Source organism: Paenibacillus sinopodophylli (assembly GCF_005930355.1).
Lineage (GTDB): Bacteria > Bacillota > Bacilli > Paenibacillales > Paenibacillaceae > Pristimantibacillus > Pristimantibacillus sinopodophylli.
The window spans coordinates 86,241-102,984 of record NZ_VDBO01000008.1 but is presented as its reverse complement, the minus strand read 5'-3'; the positions used below and the strand labels follow the sequence as shown (position 1 = coordinate 102,984).

The window sequence follows — 16,744 nt, the reverse complement described above, 5'->3', positions numbered from 1 at the left end:
GCCTCCTTCGCGCTAAGGGGGCAGCCTGTTCTAGAAATCTTTTCGCCGCAGAATCAATAGTCCTCCCGCCAGCAGTATAAACGTATAAAACAAGCAGTATAGTAAAAACGAGTTGGATGCCGCTCCATTAATCGAAAAAAGACTAAGCTCTCTATTCAAATCATAAAAGCCGCTCAGCTCTCTAATCGAAAATAGCTCGCTCAACATGCGCTGCTGCACCGCATCTGCCGGCATGGCTAGCTTTATTAATCCGGTAAGCGTCTCTAGTGTCTCCAGTCCACTTATTTGCAGTCGCCCCGATTCCATAAACCTGTCAATCATATTACCGAGCCAGCCCATTCCGTATAGCATTGTCATCCATATTCCGTTACCAAGCGGACTGATATAACAAGACCCAATCATCGTTAAAGAAACAAGCAGCGGTATAATGGATAAGAACAAACCAAGTGATTGAATCAGTACTTCAAAGCTGAACAGCACCCCTGTATGCATCCAGCATATGAGGTGAAGGGAAGCGAACAGCAAGGTCCCATAAAGCGCAACATAGCTCACAAATCCGAACCATCTGCCCATATACCATTGCCAACGGTGAATCGGCCTTGCCAGCACCGATTGAAGCACACCCGCCTCAGCCTCGCCCGTAACCGCTGCAACCGAGCTAAAGATAGCCAGAAAGGCAACTGCGAAAGCAGCGAAAAAGAAGCCAAGCGTCAATATCATAGCGCTGCGGGCAAAATGCTCAAGTAAACTAAATGAAGCGACAACATGCACCTCGCCTCCTGCAATCGCACCCGCTAGAAACCAATAAGCGACCCAAAATAACATCGTCATCGTGACCGTCATTAAGGTCACGCGTTTGCGAATAAGCTCTTTCCACGTTAATCCCCAAACAGCAATCACAAGCGCTCCCCCCTATGCTCAAGACCTGTTACAGCAAGGCGGAACCACTCATCTAGTCTAGATTTCGTTTTTCCGACCTCATACAACGTAAGTCCAAGCTCGATCAGCAAATAATTGACTAACCCGATCTGCTCATCGTTGTCCAGCTCAAGCGTAATCCATGACATTCCTTCTCCTGCCTCTGTTACCGAAACAACGGCATTCACGCCAAGCATGTGACGAATACGATCTGCAGCCAGAGGGGTATATCCGCTAACACGCAGCAGCCAATTAGATTGCTCGCGAAGCACGTCGGCGACACTTCCTTCCGCCAGCACCTGTCCGTTATTAAGCAGGGCGACCTTGTCGCATAGCTGCTCCACGTCCTCGAGCAAATGCGAGTTCAGAAAGATCGTCTTTCCCCTGCCTCTCAATCTAACAAGCAGCTCTCTCACCTCATAGCGGCCAACGGGATCAAGTGCGGAAGCCGGCTCATCCAGAAACACGATATCAGGATCAGCAAGCAGTGCACATGCAAGTCCAAGCCTCTGCTGCATGCCCTTAGAATAGCCCTTTAGCCGATCACGCCCCCTAGCACCAATTCCAACCTCATCCAGCAGTTGTTGGATTCGGCGCTTCGCTTGAGAACGATCCAGCTCACACAGCTTCGCATGAAACGCAAGCACCTCCTCACCCGTCAGCCAGTCCGGATAGCGAAAAAGCTCAGGCAAATAGCCTAATCTTCGCCTTGCTTCGATTGTTCCAGAAGCATGTCCATAGATTTGTGCTTTGCCTGAGGTGGGCTGAATAAGTCCCGTGAGCATTTTGACAATCGTGCTTTTACCCGCTCCATTAGGGCCGAGGAAGCCAAAGGCTTCCCCTTCTCTAATCGTCAGCGTAACGCCGCTGCAGCCGCGGCCGTCGCCATAATCCTTCGTTAGCTGATTTGTTTCAATCGCATTGCGAATCAAGAGCGAATCAACTCCGATACCAACGCTTTTATTTGTTGTTCGTCCTCATAACCGTTCAAATAAGCATAGGTAACAATGCCATCCTGCAGCCACATCGCATTCACGCTGCTCTGACCCACGTATCGCATATCTATATAAACGTCAACAGCTTTAATGGTGACCTTCTCCCAGTCATTATTCGCAATAAGCGGCATCGGAATCTCGCCATTCTCCAGACTGACAGCACGCTGAAGCGAGGTACGCAAATGCTCAGGCAGCGCAGGGAAGCGAATGACCGCTTCGTAAGCATCCTTCACATTAACTGACGAATCTACCTCGATAGAAGGCTCTTTTATATAAGTTACTTGTACGCTTTGCTCCGAATGGGTTCCTCCATTACTCTGATACGTTACATTTACCCCTTCTCCGGTATGAAAGGTTATCGCTTTCCCATCAACCGATTCAGGAAGCAGCTTATCCGCACCCAGCTTCCGCATGGCACTGTTTATCTCGTTTACATTCAGATGGAGCAAGATGGATTCCGCTGCTATGGATGAAATGGCAGTCGTCTGATCTTCTCCCAGCTTAATCGCAGCTAACGGAAAACCAAGTTTAGCGGCGGCCTGCTCTGCGGTAATTGCCTCATAGCTGCCTACAGAATGCTTCTCAAAGCTTCCGAATCGATTATTCCTCTCCAGAGATTCTCCTTCGCCGATAAAGCTGTTCATTAGCGACTGCAAATCACCTTCGTTCACAACAATCACCTTTTCCATGCGGAACGTATTCAGCCAAGCTGCCAAAGCTTCATTCGTTGATGGAATTGCAATGACAACGGCTAGAAGAGCAGCAGCGCATGCAGCAACCGTCTTGCCTTTATTCCTGCGAAACCAGCGCTGTACTGCTCCGCTCTGTCTCAGCCGGCTGTCCGATTCACTCGATATAGCCCGCTTTCTACCAAGCGGAACAACATTTGATGGTGCTTGTACTTCGTCTATCCCCCTCGCATCAGGAGCCTCCTTCACTGCTTCTTCTGAGGAAACAGGTCTTCCTGCTGACTGCTCAGTATGGTTGCTTACAGCTTGCGACTCCCACTGCTCCCACAAGGGAGATTGCTCAGTATGCTCCAGTTGTTCCTCGAGCCTCGACCAAGCTGCGGATAGCTGCTCCTGCTCTGTTTTATTCAATCTTTCATTACTTGTCATCATGCACTCCTCCTAAAGGAATTTGACCTGCCATTCTAATCATGAGAATACACATTTTCTGTATGCCCCGCTTGCCGCCTAAGCCGTTCTCCCGCTCTGCGCAGCATCGTTCCTACCTGAGGTTGCCGCAATTGCAGCTGCTCTGCAATCTCCGCGTAGCTGTACCCCTCGTAGCGAAGCAGCAGCATCTGCTTATCTCGCTCAGGCAGCGCATTAAGCCAGCTTAGCAGTTGCTCTTCTGCATCCTTGTCCATTGCCCGCTGCTCACCTGACTGCACCGCTTGCGGTTCTGACAGCATGCTTTGTTCCTGCTTTTGATTCAAAGCACGTTCCCGCGCCTTCTTATCCATATAGTCATAGGCAAGCCTCGTTAATACACGGTGAAGCCATGCTCCAATTGCTTCAGGCTGGTCTGGCGGATTCCGATATAATCTCAGAAATGTTTCCTGCGCAAGATCCTCCGCTGCAGCTTCATCGCGAATAAGAGCAATAAGCTTTCTCCTGACAACGGGATAATGCTGGTTGAATTGCTGGCGAAACATATCCGGCGCCGAATGTTCCATTCCATGTACCTCCTTCACGTTTTTTTGCTCAAGCTATAAGAAAGACGATACTGTCCTCATTTTTGTAACATAACGAGCCAAACTTTATTTTACCAGAAAAATCCCAACCCACATCCACATAAAAATGCCGCCCCCTTACGTATTAGGAGACGGCATTTGTTCAAGCTCTATTATTATGTTCTATGAATAATTGCGCGAATTGAACTGGAGGTACTGGCGGGCTGTAGAAGTAGCCTTGAATGGCGTCGCAATGATGATCGCATACGATATCCAGCTCCTCTTGCGTCTCTACACCTTCCGTCACAACATTCAAATTCAAATTATGGGCAATGACAATAACGGATTTGTATATCATTTGTTTCTTGAAGTCGCTCACAATTCCACTAATAAACGTCTTATCCAGCTTCAGCGTATGCAGCGGAATGTTCTGCAAATAGCTTAGCGAGGAATAGCCTGTACCGAAATCATCAAGCGACAGCTTCACCCCAAGCTGCTTGAGCTGGTCAAGGATGGTAAGCGTCTGCCCTGGATTATCCATAAATATCGACTCGGTAATTTCCAGCTCGATTTGCTCCGGCAGGATTCCCGCATCCGAAATGATATGTTCGATGGTGTGAACGATCTGCTTCTGCTGGAACTGAATCATCGACATGTTTACGCTCACTGAGAGCTTTGAAAGCCCCATTTGCTCCCATTCTCTAATTTGTTGACAGGCTTTATACAGCACCCATTCGCCTAATGGAATAATAAATCCCGTCTTTTCGGCAATTGGGATGAAATCCAGCGGCGATACCGTGCCAAGCTCCGGATGGTTCCAGCGAATTAATGCTTCTGCCCCGTAGATTCGTCCCGTTGCGACTTCTACTTTCGGCTGATAATACAGCATGAATTCACCACGCTCAAGCGCGCGGGACATACTGCTCTCCAGCAGCAGCTCTCTCTTGGTCACATCATTCATAGAGGCCGTATAAACCTTGCTCGTATTATGCTCTTTCTTCGCGACATACATCGCTATGTCCGCTTCTTTCATAAGCTGATCTGCTGCGTCTGGTGTCCAAGCATGGCCAAAGCTGATTCCAATACTGGCCGTCATGTAGAATATTCGGTCCTTTAATGAAATCGGTTCGGAAATGACCGTCAGAATCGTTTCTGCTATATGAACCGCCTGATCCGAATGCGTTACTTCCTCCAGCAGCACTATGTACTCGTCACCGCCAAAACGGAACACGCGTCCTCCGCTGCCAACGGCTTGGACGATCCGTCCTGCCATTTGCTTAAGCAATTGGTCTCCCATTGCATAATCCAACGTGTCATTAATCATCTTGAAGCGATCAAGATCAATGATTAGCAATACCATTTGTCTTTCTTTAATTCTGCTGCCTAACGCTTTCCCCTCGATATAGCGATGATAAGCGTAACGGTTAGGAAGCCCCGTTAATAAATCATGGGTCGATTGGTACTCAATTACTTGCTCGGCTTCCTTGCGCTGAGACAGCATATAATTGAAATGCAGCGCCATAAATTCAAATTCATCGTTTGTATGTATACTTAACAGCTGTGTTCGGCCCCCTGCCGCAAACGCCGAGGTTGCCTGTACCACCTTCTGAATATTGACCAGAATAATTTTACGTACGAGAAGCGCCATCACAATCGCCATAAAAAGCAGGGCAAGACATGTGATCCAGATTGACTCCCAAAGGCTTTTATAATATGCAGTCAGCATGTTTTTTTTGGGAATGACGGTTTCGATATGCCACAGCACGTCCTGGATTTGAATCGGATAGAACGTCCGCAGTACAGTCCCTTCCTCGCTTGGGTCACTCGTATACGCGCTGCGCACTGCTGTTCCCTTTATAGCTTCGAGCTCATTACTGGTGCCCCATAGTTGAAAGGAGGTATTCACCAAATCGGCATCTCTTCCGTTAGCCAAGTAACGATTACCAGTTGTAATAATGGCGGCATACCCGCCCAGCGGCCTGAATTTTTCTATTCGCTGCTGAACCGAGGAAAGTGAAATATCTGCTCCGACAATGCCCATAAAATTGCCTTGTTCGTCAAGCAGCGGCAGCACAAGCGAGGTCATCAGAATCGATTTGCCTTTCACCTTGTAATAATAAGGTTCCAAGAGCGAGAATGATTTGGTCTGTTTAGGCTGCTGATAGAACAAGCCCTTCTGCTTATCTTCATAATCCTCGAGCGCGAGCACCTCTATCGTGTCGTCTCTGCGGACAATGTATGGGACAAACCTACCGGTATCGTCATCATAGCTCGTCTTATTTCGATGCTCCGCATCATTACCGTCAAAGGCATTCGGCTCCCAAAGGGTATATACCCCTAACAGATCTGGATTGTCGGACAGCACTTTCTTTAACAGTTCAATCGTATTTTCTCTATCTTGCAGCTGATCTTTTTTCAATTGAAGGAGAATAAATTCAAGCGTTTTAAGTATCGATGTTGTTTCATTCATTGTTTTAGAGAAAGGATATATGTATGAGGAAGACTCCGTTTGTGCTTGAAGCTCGCTCTCACGAAGATTTGAGTTATATAGCTTAACGAGGTGGGCAAATGCTAAAAGTCCTAACGAGAGAAGTACGAGAAGGCCAAGTGAAAATATTAATTTTTGTGCAATGCTTAGCCTTATCTTCCTCATGATATCTATCAGCCCCTTGTTGTCGGAGAAAGCAAAATCGACGAAATTTGTCAATTTATGATGTGGTTCTAGTATACTTGACATTTCAAGCCAAACACAATGAAAAATTAGGATAATAACCCTATATAATTCGACAAAAAACTACTAAATTCAACATTTTCGAATATTACAAGAGCCAATTGAACTTAGTTCCCTTTTAACGCGGAGGTAATTTATTGCATTTATTGTTTTCGACTCTCTGTTGAAGACTGTCGCCAAAGTCAAAATCGAACAAAAATAGGCCTCAGCCATTTGGCAGGGCCTATCCTATTTGCAAGTGGTCTAACTGCATGTTTTATCTGCGAGATGATTAGCTGTTAGATGATTGACAGCGAACTGCTTATCAATAGCATAACCAAGCATTTATACCTCGCTTTGATTTCCGTTCTGCTTGTCTTGCTTGGCTCGATTATGATCCTCAAGACGATGCGGACGTTTACCTTTACCACCATGGAGCTGATAGAGCTCCTCACGCAGCTGCTCGGATGTCTTACCTTCCGTTTTGATGCCATGCTCTTTGGCTACTTCACGCAAATGCTCAAGCCGCTTCGCTTGATGCTCCGCTTTGAATGCTTCCCATTTATCCTTATTGGCAAGTTTAGCTGCTTCTACTTCTTTCTTTAGCTGTTCAGCGGTTTTTCCTTCAGCCTGTATGCCAAAGTAGGTTGCTATTTCCTTCAGCTTCTCCAGCCGATAAGCTTCGAATTGTTTGCGCGTCATTCTCCCCTTGCCATGCTTATGCTCCTGATCCAGTTCGGAATCCTTGGGATGCTGAGCGGAGAAGAAACCAATTGGCAAAGCTGTTACTGATTTTGCAGCCCATGCAGGAGCGGCCGAGAATAGAACAGCCAGCGATACAATAGGGATAAACCATTTTTTAATCATACTGCTGCCACACCTTTCCAATGCAATCGTGATGCAGAGGCTGAGCAAGCCTCATCTGGATTATTTTACCCAAGCCATCAACTGATTAGACATGAAAGCAGCACAATTCGACAGATTCCTACAGAAACTTAAGCCTACTCGCCAGCCTCAGAAAGCTCCAACTGCTCTAACTGTTCCAGCTCACTTAACAACCACTCTTTAGAGAAATGCTCTCCGATAAATACCGCTACATCATTGACATGCCCCTGCGGTTCGATTCTCATAAAGTCTGATTCCTTATAGGCGTATTGGAATAGAAAACGACTTGGCGCATCTGTAAAAGTAACAATCCCTTTTGCCCGATATATGTTGGCGGGAAGTCTCTGGAGTAATGCCTCGAAGGCCTCGCTGCTCACAGGCTTGCGCCAATAATGTGTTATGACCATGACATGGTCATGGGAATGGTGATGTTCTTTGTGCGTGTGAGCATGATCATGCGCATAGTTATGATCGTTGTGCGTGTGATCGTGTAGATCAAGGTCATGCTCATCATGATGCTCTGCGATGGAGCCTGCAACCGAAGATGAATCAACAACAGCTGCGTTAGCAGAGCTGGCTTCTCTATGCAAACTTTCGGCAGTTGCATTCGCGTCCGCATCAAGCCAGCTCCAATTATCGATCGCACATCGGACGGTTGCAACGATTGGCGCATGAGCGTTAAGCTCGCGCAACTGCTGCTGTGCTTCAACTAACTGCTCCGGCTCCAGCCTATCGACTTTATTCAGCAATAAAACCGTAGCGCAGCGTATTTGCTCCAGCATCAGCTTGAACGTGCGTCCTTTGCCATCGCGACTGCGGGCAAGCAGCTCGGGACCGTCAACAATAGTAATAACGCTGCGCAAATCAATCGCCTCGTACATAGCCGCCTCAGTTACACCATCAAGTGTCTCCATTGGATTTGCAGCCCCTGTCGACTCGATGAAAATCACATCCGGCTGATGCTCTTTGATGAGCGTACTGATCTCCACACCCAAATCGCCGCGCATCGTGCAGCAAATGCACCCGCTCAGCATCTCAGCCATCGGCACTTCGTCGCCTACAAGCTGGCCGTCAAGATTAATATCGCCAAGCTCATTCATAATGACAGCAGGCTTCTTACCTTGAGCGGTATAATAATCCAGCAAGCGTCTCAGCAGTGTCGTCTTGCCGCTCCCTAGAAAGCCTGAAAGCAAATGAATCGGTATATGTTTGTCTTGATTCGTCATTATAATGTCTCCTGTACGTCCAAATTTTGAGCAGATAATGAATGGTTATCGTTTTATTATATCGTAATTGTTACGTTCATTCATCCTTAAAAAAGAAGACATAAGTTTTCTTTTTCTGTTATAAGGGTTCACCTGTTCGGTTTGCACAAAAAGAGGCTTACGTTGCACTTTATGCAATCGAAACTGCGTATGTATGATGTAGCAATACGCTACATTGTAAAAACTGCAACAGATGACTGCTCAGCTTTCGTTATTTCAATCAATTGAGCGAAATCGGTTGTACAAACTGCAATGTAGGCTCAGCATTTGTTTAAATATTAATCATCTACTGTAGAACGTACAATGCAGCCATAGCAGCTTTACAACTGCTTTTTATAAAAGCTTCAGCCACCATGCCCTTTTGATCGGATCTGCTCTTCTATTGTGCGTTAAGGAATATGCAGGAGTAACGGATAGGTTTTTTGGGGGGATTGAAGGGGTGCCATACAAAACTGGCCCATACTCGGTACGAGTTCGTTCATCGTCATCAATAACATGCAAAACCCCCAAGGCTCAGGCACTTGGGGGTTTTCATTCTATTTCAATTAGTGGAAACACCATCATGCCGATTTACAAGTAAGCTGTTATTCCTAGCACCAAGCGCGGGAAATAATGACAAGTAGAATGAAGAGGACCAGAATTACTCCCAGACTTGAGAATGCTCCGCCAACTACAGGACCGCAATTTGCGCCTGCAACCGGGTAAACGGGGCCACAGTGTCCTGGACCTACGTTTGCACCTGCTACTCCATAGCTCATTTGTTCATCTCCTTTTTGTTAAGGTACAGTATCCTATGATTTTCAGCGGAAAATGTATAGGCGATTGAGTAAAATGTGCTCCTGCTCATTTTTCACTTCCGCCCACACCTTCTTCTCATGGAGTAGGTGTAGCAAGTAAACTTTGCAAATATTCAGCCTGCTAAACCATAACAGCCCCACACGCTGCCGCGCATGGAGCTGTTATTATGATTTCAGTTAGGAGTCATACGTTATCGAAGCGTTAGGGTTTATCTCCCCTTTCCTCTTACCACCAAGAACGAGAAATTATGACAAGTAGGATAAAGAGAACGAGGATAAATCCAATGTTCGAGAACCCACCGCCACAGTTATTGCCTACGCCTGCAACTGGGTAAGGTGCACAGTTTCCTGGACCTACATTTGCTCCTGCTACTCCATAGCTCATTTGGCCATCTCCTTTTTGTTAACTTACACAGTATCCTATGATTCAGGGCGGAAAGCGTATGGGCGTAAGAAGGAAATGAGCAGATGCCTAAGCAGAGCTATTTTCGCGAGAGCAGGATGGTATTCAACCATGCCAGCTCGGAAAGCGTTAGTTCACCTTGCTCCGCTTTCTCCTTCCACTTGGCATCTTGGAGCAGCTTCTGTTCCGTGAAACGAGACAACGTATCGACTAATATGCTGTTCTCGCTTATGGAAAGTACTAGATCCGTCTTGCTATCGTTATTGCTGTTTTGCATGTGCATACGCTCCGCAACCTTATTTTTAAATGCAAACCATCCTGTCCACTTCCCGCTGTCGTACATCAATCGTGGGCAAGTCTTTCCGCTCCAGTCATAGTGGCGCAAAAGCCGCTCCGTTCCCCAGCCGCGCTGTTTCAGCATATTTGCAACGAGTTCAACCGCATGGTTTACCGTTTTGGCATAATCCCCGCTCTCGCATAGCTCAATTCCAATCGATGTTCGGTTGCCGCTTGACGCCCCGCTTCCATCGCCAGCATGCCAAGCGTTCTCATTCAGTGGAATGCATTCAATGACTTCATGCTCATCGATAACAAGATGATAAGAGGCGGTGCGATTGTTGGCAGCATTCGTTAGCCAGGCTCTTTCGTTTTGCGCTGAACTGGTCGGATTTCCTGTGTTGTGAATGGTAATGGATTGAGGCAGCAGCAAATGGCCAGGACGGCGATTGCTTGAGGTCATTTTGGGGATATGGTTAATGGTGTAGTTAGCGATTGGAGTTCTCTCCTTCTGAATCAGCTCCGCGCTGCGAAGCCCGGTCTACTTTTGCCTTTAGTTCGCTCTCTATGTGCTTGATGATCGTATCTGGAATCCATTTTCCCCAGCCTGCCCGATACGCATTAGCCGTTAGTGACTGCCAAGTATGATAGACCAAACCTAGCGTGATTGCGTAAAATAATAGTCCTGGTGTACCGAGCATCATATCAAGTAGATTTGCTAGAAAAGGAAAAGCTAATATAAAAATAGTTCTCAAAATACCATGTCGTCCGTATTCTGAACTGTACGTTTCGTCTCTTAGTGAAGCAGCGATGCCGGTGATCCAGTCCATCACAATAGCTGTAAGAAGCAAGCTGATCGGTATAAACCTCCCCTCCCCATAGATCAGATCAATCCATGGGGCGGCAACAGCCCCCACTCCCGCTGCCAGTGTCTTACTTGGCGAAATTTCGAATTCAAAAATCTGCTTGAACATATGATTCCCCTCCTTTTTAGCTTAGATAAAAAGATAAAAACCCTGCTGGGAGGCAGGGTTTACTGACTTTGCTAATTCTTTTTTAAGAGCACTTGGTATTGAATTATACGTTGTATGACTACCAATTTTTTCATCGTATTAATCTAATATTTTTTTCCGCTTTCGGGATTGTAATCAAAAATGCTTAACCAATGCTCTTCACTTCATCACAGAGCCAATCCAAATAATTTTAATAAACAGAATCAATCATTTAAATCGAGTTTCTGATCTATTTTTCACTGTAACAGATACCTGAAAATTTAGTCTTTGCGAGCAAGGCTTCGACTTCTACTTTTTCACTTACAGGCACATCTTCAATCCTCTTGAACCCTTTTCGAATCAAGTGATTATAAATAACTACCACAAATTATCCACCTCCTTGGACTGACTCCAAAGCATCAATCCGAGCCGTAAGCTTTAAGATTAGATCATGTGCTTCAGAAACCCCTACCATTACATTATTTGTTTCCTGCTCGCGCTGTATATTTGCTAAAGTTTGTATTTCGTATACCCCCGTTACTCCCAGCATCGTATCAAAACTATTAACTTTAAAACGTTCGATTTGGCTTTGCTCCGGCGACTTTGGTGGCGGGATTTCGATATACTCTACTTGCTCAATCTCAGCGGTTACAAATTGCCCCGCTTCATCTACATCGACTAAAACCTCGCCGCCATTAACGTGCGAGAACCATATAGCTGCCGCTATTTCATTATCAATACATACGCAACTCTCCGACGTTTCAGGGAGTTCTACGAACGTGACCACGCCTCTAGCCAGCCCAATAACCATGTGATCACTTTTTCTATACTCTATTAACATGACGACACTCCTCTAATTGTTCACGATAGTATTTACTCCGTTATTAACATAACTCTCGCTTCCACATATAGTAACATTTCGTATAAAAGTCTGAACATTGTTTTGAATAGCCGCAATAGAAATTGAGCTATTAGGTGGGATAGCTACTTCAAAATCCACGCTGAAAACAACGTATGATGCTGACGTAGTTAGCGGAGAATTATTCGGTAATGCATTCGCCTGTGATAACATAGACCCCATAAATATAGGATTAGTAGCAGCAGCATTTATCCAAGCTAAAATACCACCAGTATTTCCAGCTGTAGCTACACGCATTTCCCCCTTGATTCTATATCTACCTCCATACTTAACATTAAATGACTTAAGAGTAGAGCCTGCACCACTGCGCTCGGTGTTAGCGGTCATAATAACGGTATCACTAGGCGTTATGGTTGTAGTGTGGAGTTCGCCCCACGCTGACCATATGCCATTAATACAACGTCTTTCCCATGTGCGCGTATTATAAAAATCTCTGTATGTTTGTGTTATCCATACTGGATTTTCCTCAAACCTAGACACCATTAGGTGCCCAAAGCTACTGCCAGTTGGTCTATTTGTATTGCCTTCAGATACGTAATTACCTGTTATGGTAATTGTATTTAAGTCCAACGTATTAGCCAGATAAAATGCTTCGTTTCCATACTGAATCCAATTTGTCCAATTACCATTCACTCTGTTCCTCGCCCACCGTCTATTTGACACAAAATCAATTACGGTCTGAGCGAGATACGTTGTAGAGTTATCAAAGGGTACAACTTGAATCGTTATATTTGCAGAACTCCCGAATGGGAGAGTCCCTGTTGCACTATAAATAGAATAATTACCAGGAGTTGTTAACGTGTCTAGGCTTGTGCCGTTTGCGAGCAACACAGTTTCGTTACTAATATGTGTCCAAGAAGTCCAAGTACCATTTATATTTACTCTCGACCAAATACGATTATCGGCGTACCACCTTGCCACTTGCGTGCAATATGGACTTCCATCGAAACTGTCAATAACATCATAATAGATAACTCCACCTTGCATCGGAGCGTTAATACCGTTATAAACGGTATATCTACCAGTAGCTGTTAATGTGTTCACATTCATTCCGTCGGTTTTTTGTTGAGTCTTCACCCTACCTGCAATCTCTTGCAATGCCGTCTCAACATTCGTACCCGCGATTACGCTCCCCGCGTCAGCAATCGTAATCATAGATGCAGCATGCGACGAAGGATGCGTATAGTTATTCGCCCCCGTAGCGATCCCATCCAGCTTCGTTTTATCCGCAGCAGATTGCAGCCCCGCTGTTGTAGTTGTCGCCGCTGCCGTGCTTGCTTTGGCATTCCAAGTCGCTTTCTCTGTATCCGTAACGAAACGGCTACTCGCGTCTTGTACAATAATGCTTGCCGGATGGGTAGACGGGTGCACATAAGTATTAGCACCCGCAGACACTCCCGCTAGCTTGGTCTTCTCAGCGGACGTAAAGTCATTCGCCGACAGACCTTTTCCAGCTTCCTTATCCACCTTGCCAGCAATTGCCGTATCAATAATATCTGCGTTACCATTAAAATCCGCAATATCAACAACATCTGTGCCTTCCGGCTTTCTCAATCCTAGATTCCCTGTCGTTTGCATATGTTCACACTCCCTCGTAAACTCTTAATTCGCTCCATGTCCTGCTTTTGGCTTGTTGCCACGTCAACTCTTTTATCTGATTCCAAACCGTATACGTATATTTCAAACTGTAGGACAAATGAGCTGGTTTAATATCGTCAAGCATTTGAATGAATCCTGCCATGTTAGGTGGGATACCCTTTGTTCCTACAAACAAAACTTCAAAGCGACTTTCTTCGGGATACTCCACTACGTTCACTTCTCCGCCCGAAAAAGCCGTAGCCGTTTGAATAATTTTGGTTCTAGTCGTCGTTCCCGCGCCGCGTAATTTGGCAATCACGCTCTCACGGCGATGGGCATACGATAAGGATGAGTCACTGGACAAACCCAATATCTTTTCCCAACGAGCTAATCCCCAGGTTGAGGTTTGTACAAAATATTGTTTCAAAACATCCTCATGTGCAGCCGATAGTTCCACAATCCGCTCTCCTAGGCCACCCTGGATGAAATCCATTTCCAGCACCTGTTGGTAATAGGACGGCAAATAACTCATTAAATCGATTGCAGAAGGAGCAGCTTCCTCTCCACCTTCACTTTCTTTCCCATATGTTTGTGCTACATGTGAATTCAATCCATTTATCAAAGCCTACACCTCCAGTTCCACTTGCCATACAACAGGTACTTCATCGATATTCAGTCCTACATTGGCACCCCCGCCATTTAACAAAAGCCCGTGATAATCTAGGACGCCAGGAATACTAAGAAGTAAAGTTCCCAGCTTCGCAATGCTGACATAGTTAACCCGGAATGCTGTTTCTTCTAAATAAGCTCGAACTGTATTCACAAATGAACCGTTAACCTGTTGCACCGTAAAGCCCGCCGCTAGCGTTACTTTCGCTTTAATATGAATCGGCACGCTAGAAGCAGAGACGACCGAGACCTCTGCTCCAATCGGTCTTTGTTCATTCAAATAGACAAGTACAGTTTGCTGCAGCACATCACTCGCTGGCTGCTTGTCCGTATTTACGATAACCACTTTCACCGTACCTGGGCCATCCCATAGCGGCATAACACGGGCTCCACCAACACCCGCAACGGAGGTCGTCCATCTCATATAGTCGGACACATTGCCGCTTGTACCGGGATTCTGTACCTCCACCAAAAAACGAGCTCTCAGCTGTTCATCCGATTCTTCATCTTCGCCAGGCACCAGCACATCCGATAGCTCAGCACGCGCAAGCGAGCTGACATAATCAATAGGGAGCATCTCGCCGAACTGTTGATTTCCCGCTGCTCCATCAAGCTCACTTTCAAGTATGAAGGACCCGCTGCTCAATCTTTCCCTTACGACAAAATTGGACATGTTAAGTGAATAGCGGCTTCCGATAGGTACGTCGACAGGATTACCGCCAGCTCCATAAAACTTCCCCAGCCGCTTTGTACGCGCAGCCGGTTGCCTAATGATGCCAAAATCAGCGGTTCTCCTGCTCAAGTACTCTCCGCTTGAGGTATCTGCAAACGCTAGATTCATGCTCACATCGAGCTGGGCATATAGCTCAGATAATTCTGCGGCTGCCGGCGCAAGCGCATCATAAATAATGCTCCCCTCCCGCTTATCTACATCCGCTGTCACAAGGTCAAGCATTTTCTGCAGCAAATAGCTGTAAGTCATTTGTTCATACACGCTCCACGACCTCCTCTCCAAAACTCCCAAATACTGAAACTACGGTAAAACGAATGCTAGCTAAATCATCGGCAACGTCGAACTGAAAGTCCGTCACTCCGCTTACTCGCTCATCTTGCATGATGGCCTCCCTAATTCTCCGCTCCATTTCGGAACGTACAAAGGTCGGCGCCTCACCGACGAGGTCTTGTAACTCAGCGCCGTAATCTGCGCTATAAATAAAAAAATCATAACGTTCCGTTTGCAAAATTTTGAATACGGCTTGCTTTACCGCATCCAGACTGTCTGTCTTCCCAACAATCCTTTTGTTCGTCCAATCGAGCTTGTACGTCACGCTTGTCTCAGTGCTCTCATTCTCCACGGTGTCCGTCAGTCTTGCCCCTTGAGGAATCATGAACTAACCACCTTGTCCAGCATTACAAATTGCTGCCCGCCTTGTACACGGAGCATAAGCACAGTATCTCCCGCTTCAAGACCGCTCCGAATGAGAAGCTTATCCGAGGAAGGCAGTATCGCTTCAAAACGTGTGAGACTTTCCGGTACAATTAAAAAATCCTCCGACAAAGTAAAACGTTGATCCACGTTTACCTCCAGAGGATTTATTTTTATAACTGTTCCGACCATGACAGCCATCGGATTGCCGGCGGCATGTGCCGCCACTCCTGCTTTTTTAATTGCATCTAGCAATGCCATTAAACCACCCTCAATTCCAATTTCATCGTGTGAATATCCGCGTCGAATTTATGCGTGCATTCATCTACGAGAAAATATTGATTCATATTTATCTCTTCAATAACGATCGGTACATAGCTGCCCGCTCTCACCCGCAAATCACCAATAGCATCAATACTGATGCTTCGACTCTCACGGTTTTTCATACTCATGAGCTGACTAAGCTGTTCTCTGATCTGTGCCACATTCATATTCTCGTCCGCTTGCTTATACAATTGCAGACGTCCCCACTTAGCCATATTGGCACTATCCTGTATGATATGAATATCCCGCTTACCTGTTTGCTTATTGTCCTGATACATCTTAATTTTGTTGTACGTGTCTCCGTCAATCGAACGCTTCATCCCATAATCATATAGAAGGCTATAATCGCCAATGACAAAATCAACCTTCATGTCCTGAATATTCCGAACGGAAAGCTGTCCGAAATCATCAAGCAGCATAAAATTCCCGCCTTTATGAATTAACGTCAAATCAAGAGCTTTGCAAATGATATCTAGCAGCTTCTTATTATCCTCAATCATGGTAGGAATTTTATATTCCGTATCGGCAATCACACCCGTCTTCAGTTCAAAATCATCTGCAATTCGCTTCACGATTTGAGACGCAGTCACATCTTTGAAGACATATGTGTCATTCGTAAGCAGATACCGAATCTGATCGTAAGCTTTAATGGACACACTCTCGTCCCTACTAGAACTAATCTCGAATACATAGCCATAAAAAACAGCTAATCCATCCTTCCGAAGCGTGATAATGTCGCCGCTGTTCACTTCAAACAAGCTGCTTTGGAACAAGCTGCCTTTAATTAACGTCACATCAAGACTCGATGCCGTCCCGATCCGTTTCGTCTTGTATGTGAGGGACGGTACTAGACTAGTAATGTCCCATACCTTTCCATTGCGGTTATCAATTCGTATTTCCAGCATCTCA

Annotated in this window: 17 protein-coding genes; all 17 read right to left on the bottom strand. The window is 45.9% G+C overall.

The genetic code is table 11. From position 1 onward, the window contains the following. Nucleotides 1–30: 30 nt before the first annotated feature. Nucleotides 31–900 (bottom strand): ABC transporter permease, encoded by an 870-nt coding sequence (locus FGT79_RS22735; protein ID WP_138755138.1) that lies wholly within the window; start codon nt 898–900, stop codon nt 31–33. Continuing rightward, on the bottom strand, nt 897–1,847 hold the full coding sequence (locus FGT79_RS22730; RefSeq protein WP_138755206.1) for an ABC transporter ATP-binding protein: 951 nt from the start codon (nt 1,845–1,847) through the stop codon (nt 897–899). The genes FGT79_RS22735 and FGT79_RS22730 overlap by 4 nt, the downstream gene beginning before the upstream one ends. Continuing rightward, nucleotides 1,847–3,034: a hypothetical protein gene (locus FGT79_RS22725; RefSeq protein WP_138755137.1), complete on the bottom strand. Its 1,188-nt coding sequence runs from the start codon at nt 3,032–3,034 to the stop codon at nt 1,847–1,849. Before FGT79_RS22725 ends, FGT79_RS22730 begins: the two co-directional genes overlap by 1 nt. A 32-nt stretch (nt 3,035–3,066) precedes the next feature. Further along, nucleotides 3,067–3,594 (bottom strand): sigma-70 family RNA polymerase sigma factor, encoded by a 528-nt coding sequence (locus FGT79_RS22720; protein WP_138755136.1) that lies wholly within the window; start codon nt 3,592–3,594, stop codon nt 3,067–3,069. Nucleotides 3,595–3,754: 160 nt separating this feature from the next. Then, on the bottom strand, nt 3,755–6,244 hold the full coding sequence (locus FGT79_RS22715) for an EAL domain-containing protein (protein ID WP_171056383.1): 2,490 nt from the start codon (nt 6,242–6,244) through the stop codon (nt 3,755–3,757). Nucleotides 6,245–6,646: 402 nt separating this feature from the next. Next, nucleotides 6,647–7,168 (bottom strand): hypothetical protein, encoded by a 522-nt coding sequence (locus tag FGT79_RS22710; RefSeq protein ID WP_138755134.1) that lies wholly within the window; start codon nt 7,166–7,168, stop codon nt 6,647–6,649. Between the two features lie 134 nt (nt 7,169–7,302). Further along, complete coding sequence (locus FGT79_RS22705; protein WP_138755133.1) at nt 7,303–8,412, bottom strand: CobW family GTP-binding protein; 1,110 nt, start codon at nt 8,410–8,412, stop codon at nt 7,303–7,305. 629 nt (nt 8,413–9,041) lie between these two features. Further along, nucleotides 9,042–9,209 carry a hypothetical protein gene (locus FGT79_RS32005; protein ID WP_171056382.1) on the bottom strand — a complete coding sequence of 56 codons (168 nt, stop codon included), beginning with the start codon at nt 9,207–9,209 and terminating at the stop codon, nt 9,042–9,044. Nucleotides 9,210–9,730: 521 nt separating this feature from the next. Further along, on the bottom strand, nt 9,731–10,390 hold the full coding sequence (locus tag FGT79_RS22695) for a peptidoglycan recognition protein family protein (protein WP_138755132.1): 660 nt from the start codon (nt 10,388–10,390) through the stop codon (nt 9,731–9,733). A gap of 25 nt (nt 10,391–10,415) precedes the next feature. Continuing rightward, nucleotides 10,416–10,901 carry a phage holin family protein gene (locus tag FGT79_RS22690; protein ID WP_138755131.1) on the bottom strand — a complete coding sequence of 162 codons (486 nt, stop codon included), beginning with the start codon at nt 10,899–10,901 and terminating at the stop codon, nt 10,416–10,418. A 406-nt stretch (nt 10,902–11,307) separates the two neighbouring features. Next, on the bottom strand, nt 11,308–11,760 hold the full coding sequence (locus FGT79_RS22685) for a hypothetical protein (protein ID WP_138755130.1): 453 nt from the start codon (nt 11,758–11,760) through the stop codon (nt 11,308–11,310). Nucleotides 11,761–11,772: 12 nt separating this feature from the next. After that, nucleotides 11,773–13,416, bottom strand: coding sequence for a pyocin knob domain-containing protein (locus FGT79_RS22680; RefSeq protein WP_138755129.1), 1,644 nt, complete (start codon nt 13,414–13,416; stop codon nt 11,773–11,775). Nucleotides 13,417–13,420: 4 nt separating this feature from the next. Beyond that, the gene (locus tag FGT79_RS22675) at nt 13,421–14,038 is read right to left on the bottom strand and encodes a putative phage tail protein (protein ID WP_246096562.1); all 618 of its coding nucleotides are present in this window, start codon (nt 14,036–14,038) and stop codon (nt 13,421–13,423) included. 3 nt (nt 14,039–14,041) lie between these two features. After that, nucleotides 14,042–15,079: a baseplate J/gp47 family protein gene (locus tag FGT79_RS22670; protein ID WP_138755128.1), complete on the bottom strand. Its 1,038-nt coding sequence runs from the start codon at nt 15,077–15,079 to the stop codon at nt 14,042–14,044. Beyond that, complete coding sequence (locus tag FGT79_RS22665) at nt 15,072–15,473, bottom strand: DUF2634 domain-containing protein (RefSeq protein WP_138755127.1); 402 nt, start codon at nt 15,471–15,473, stop codon at nt 15,072–15,074. The genes FGT79_RS22670 and FGT79_RS22665 overlap by 8 nt, the downstream gene beginning before the upstream one ends. Beyond that, nucleotides 15,470–15,772 (bottom strand): DUF2577 domain-containing protein, encoded by a 303-nt coding sequence (locus FGT79_RS22660; protein ID WP_171056381.1) that lies wholly within the window; start codon nt 15,770–15,772, stop codon nt 15,470–15,472. Before FGT79_RS22660 ends, FGT79_RS22665 begins: the two co-directional genes overlap by 4 nt. Next, nucleotides 15,772–16,740 carry an XkdQ/YqbQ family protein gene (locus FGT79_RS22655; protein WP_138755126.1) on the bottom strand — a complete coding sequence of 323 codons (969 nt, stop codon included), beginning with the start codon at nt 16,738–16,740 and terminating at the stop codon, nt 15,772–15,774. Before FGT79_RS22655 ends, FGT79_RS22660 begins: the two co-directional genes overlap by 1 nt. Nucleotides 16,741–16,744 lie beyond the last annotated feature (4 nt).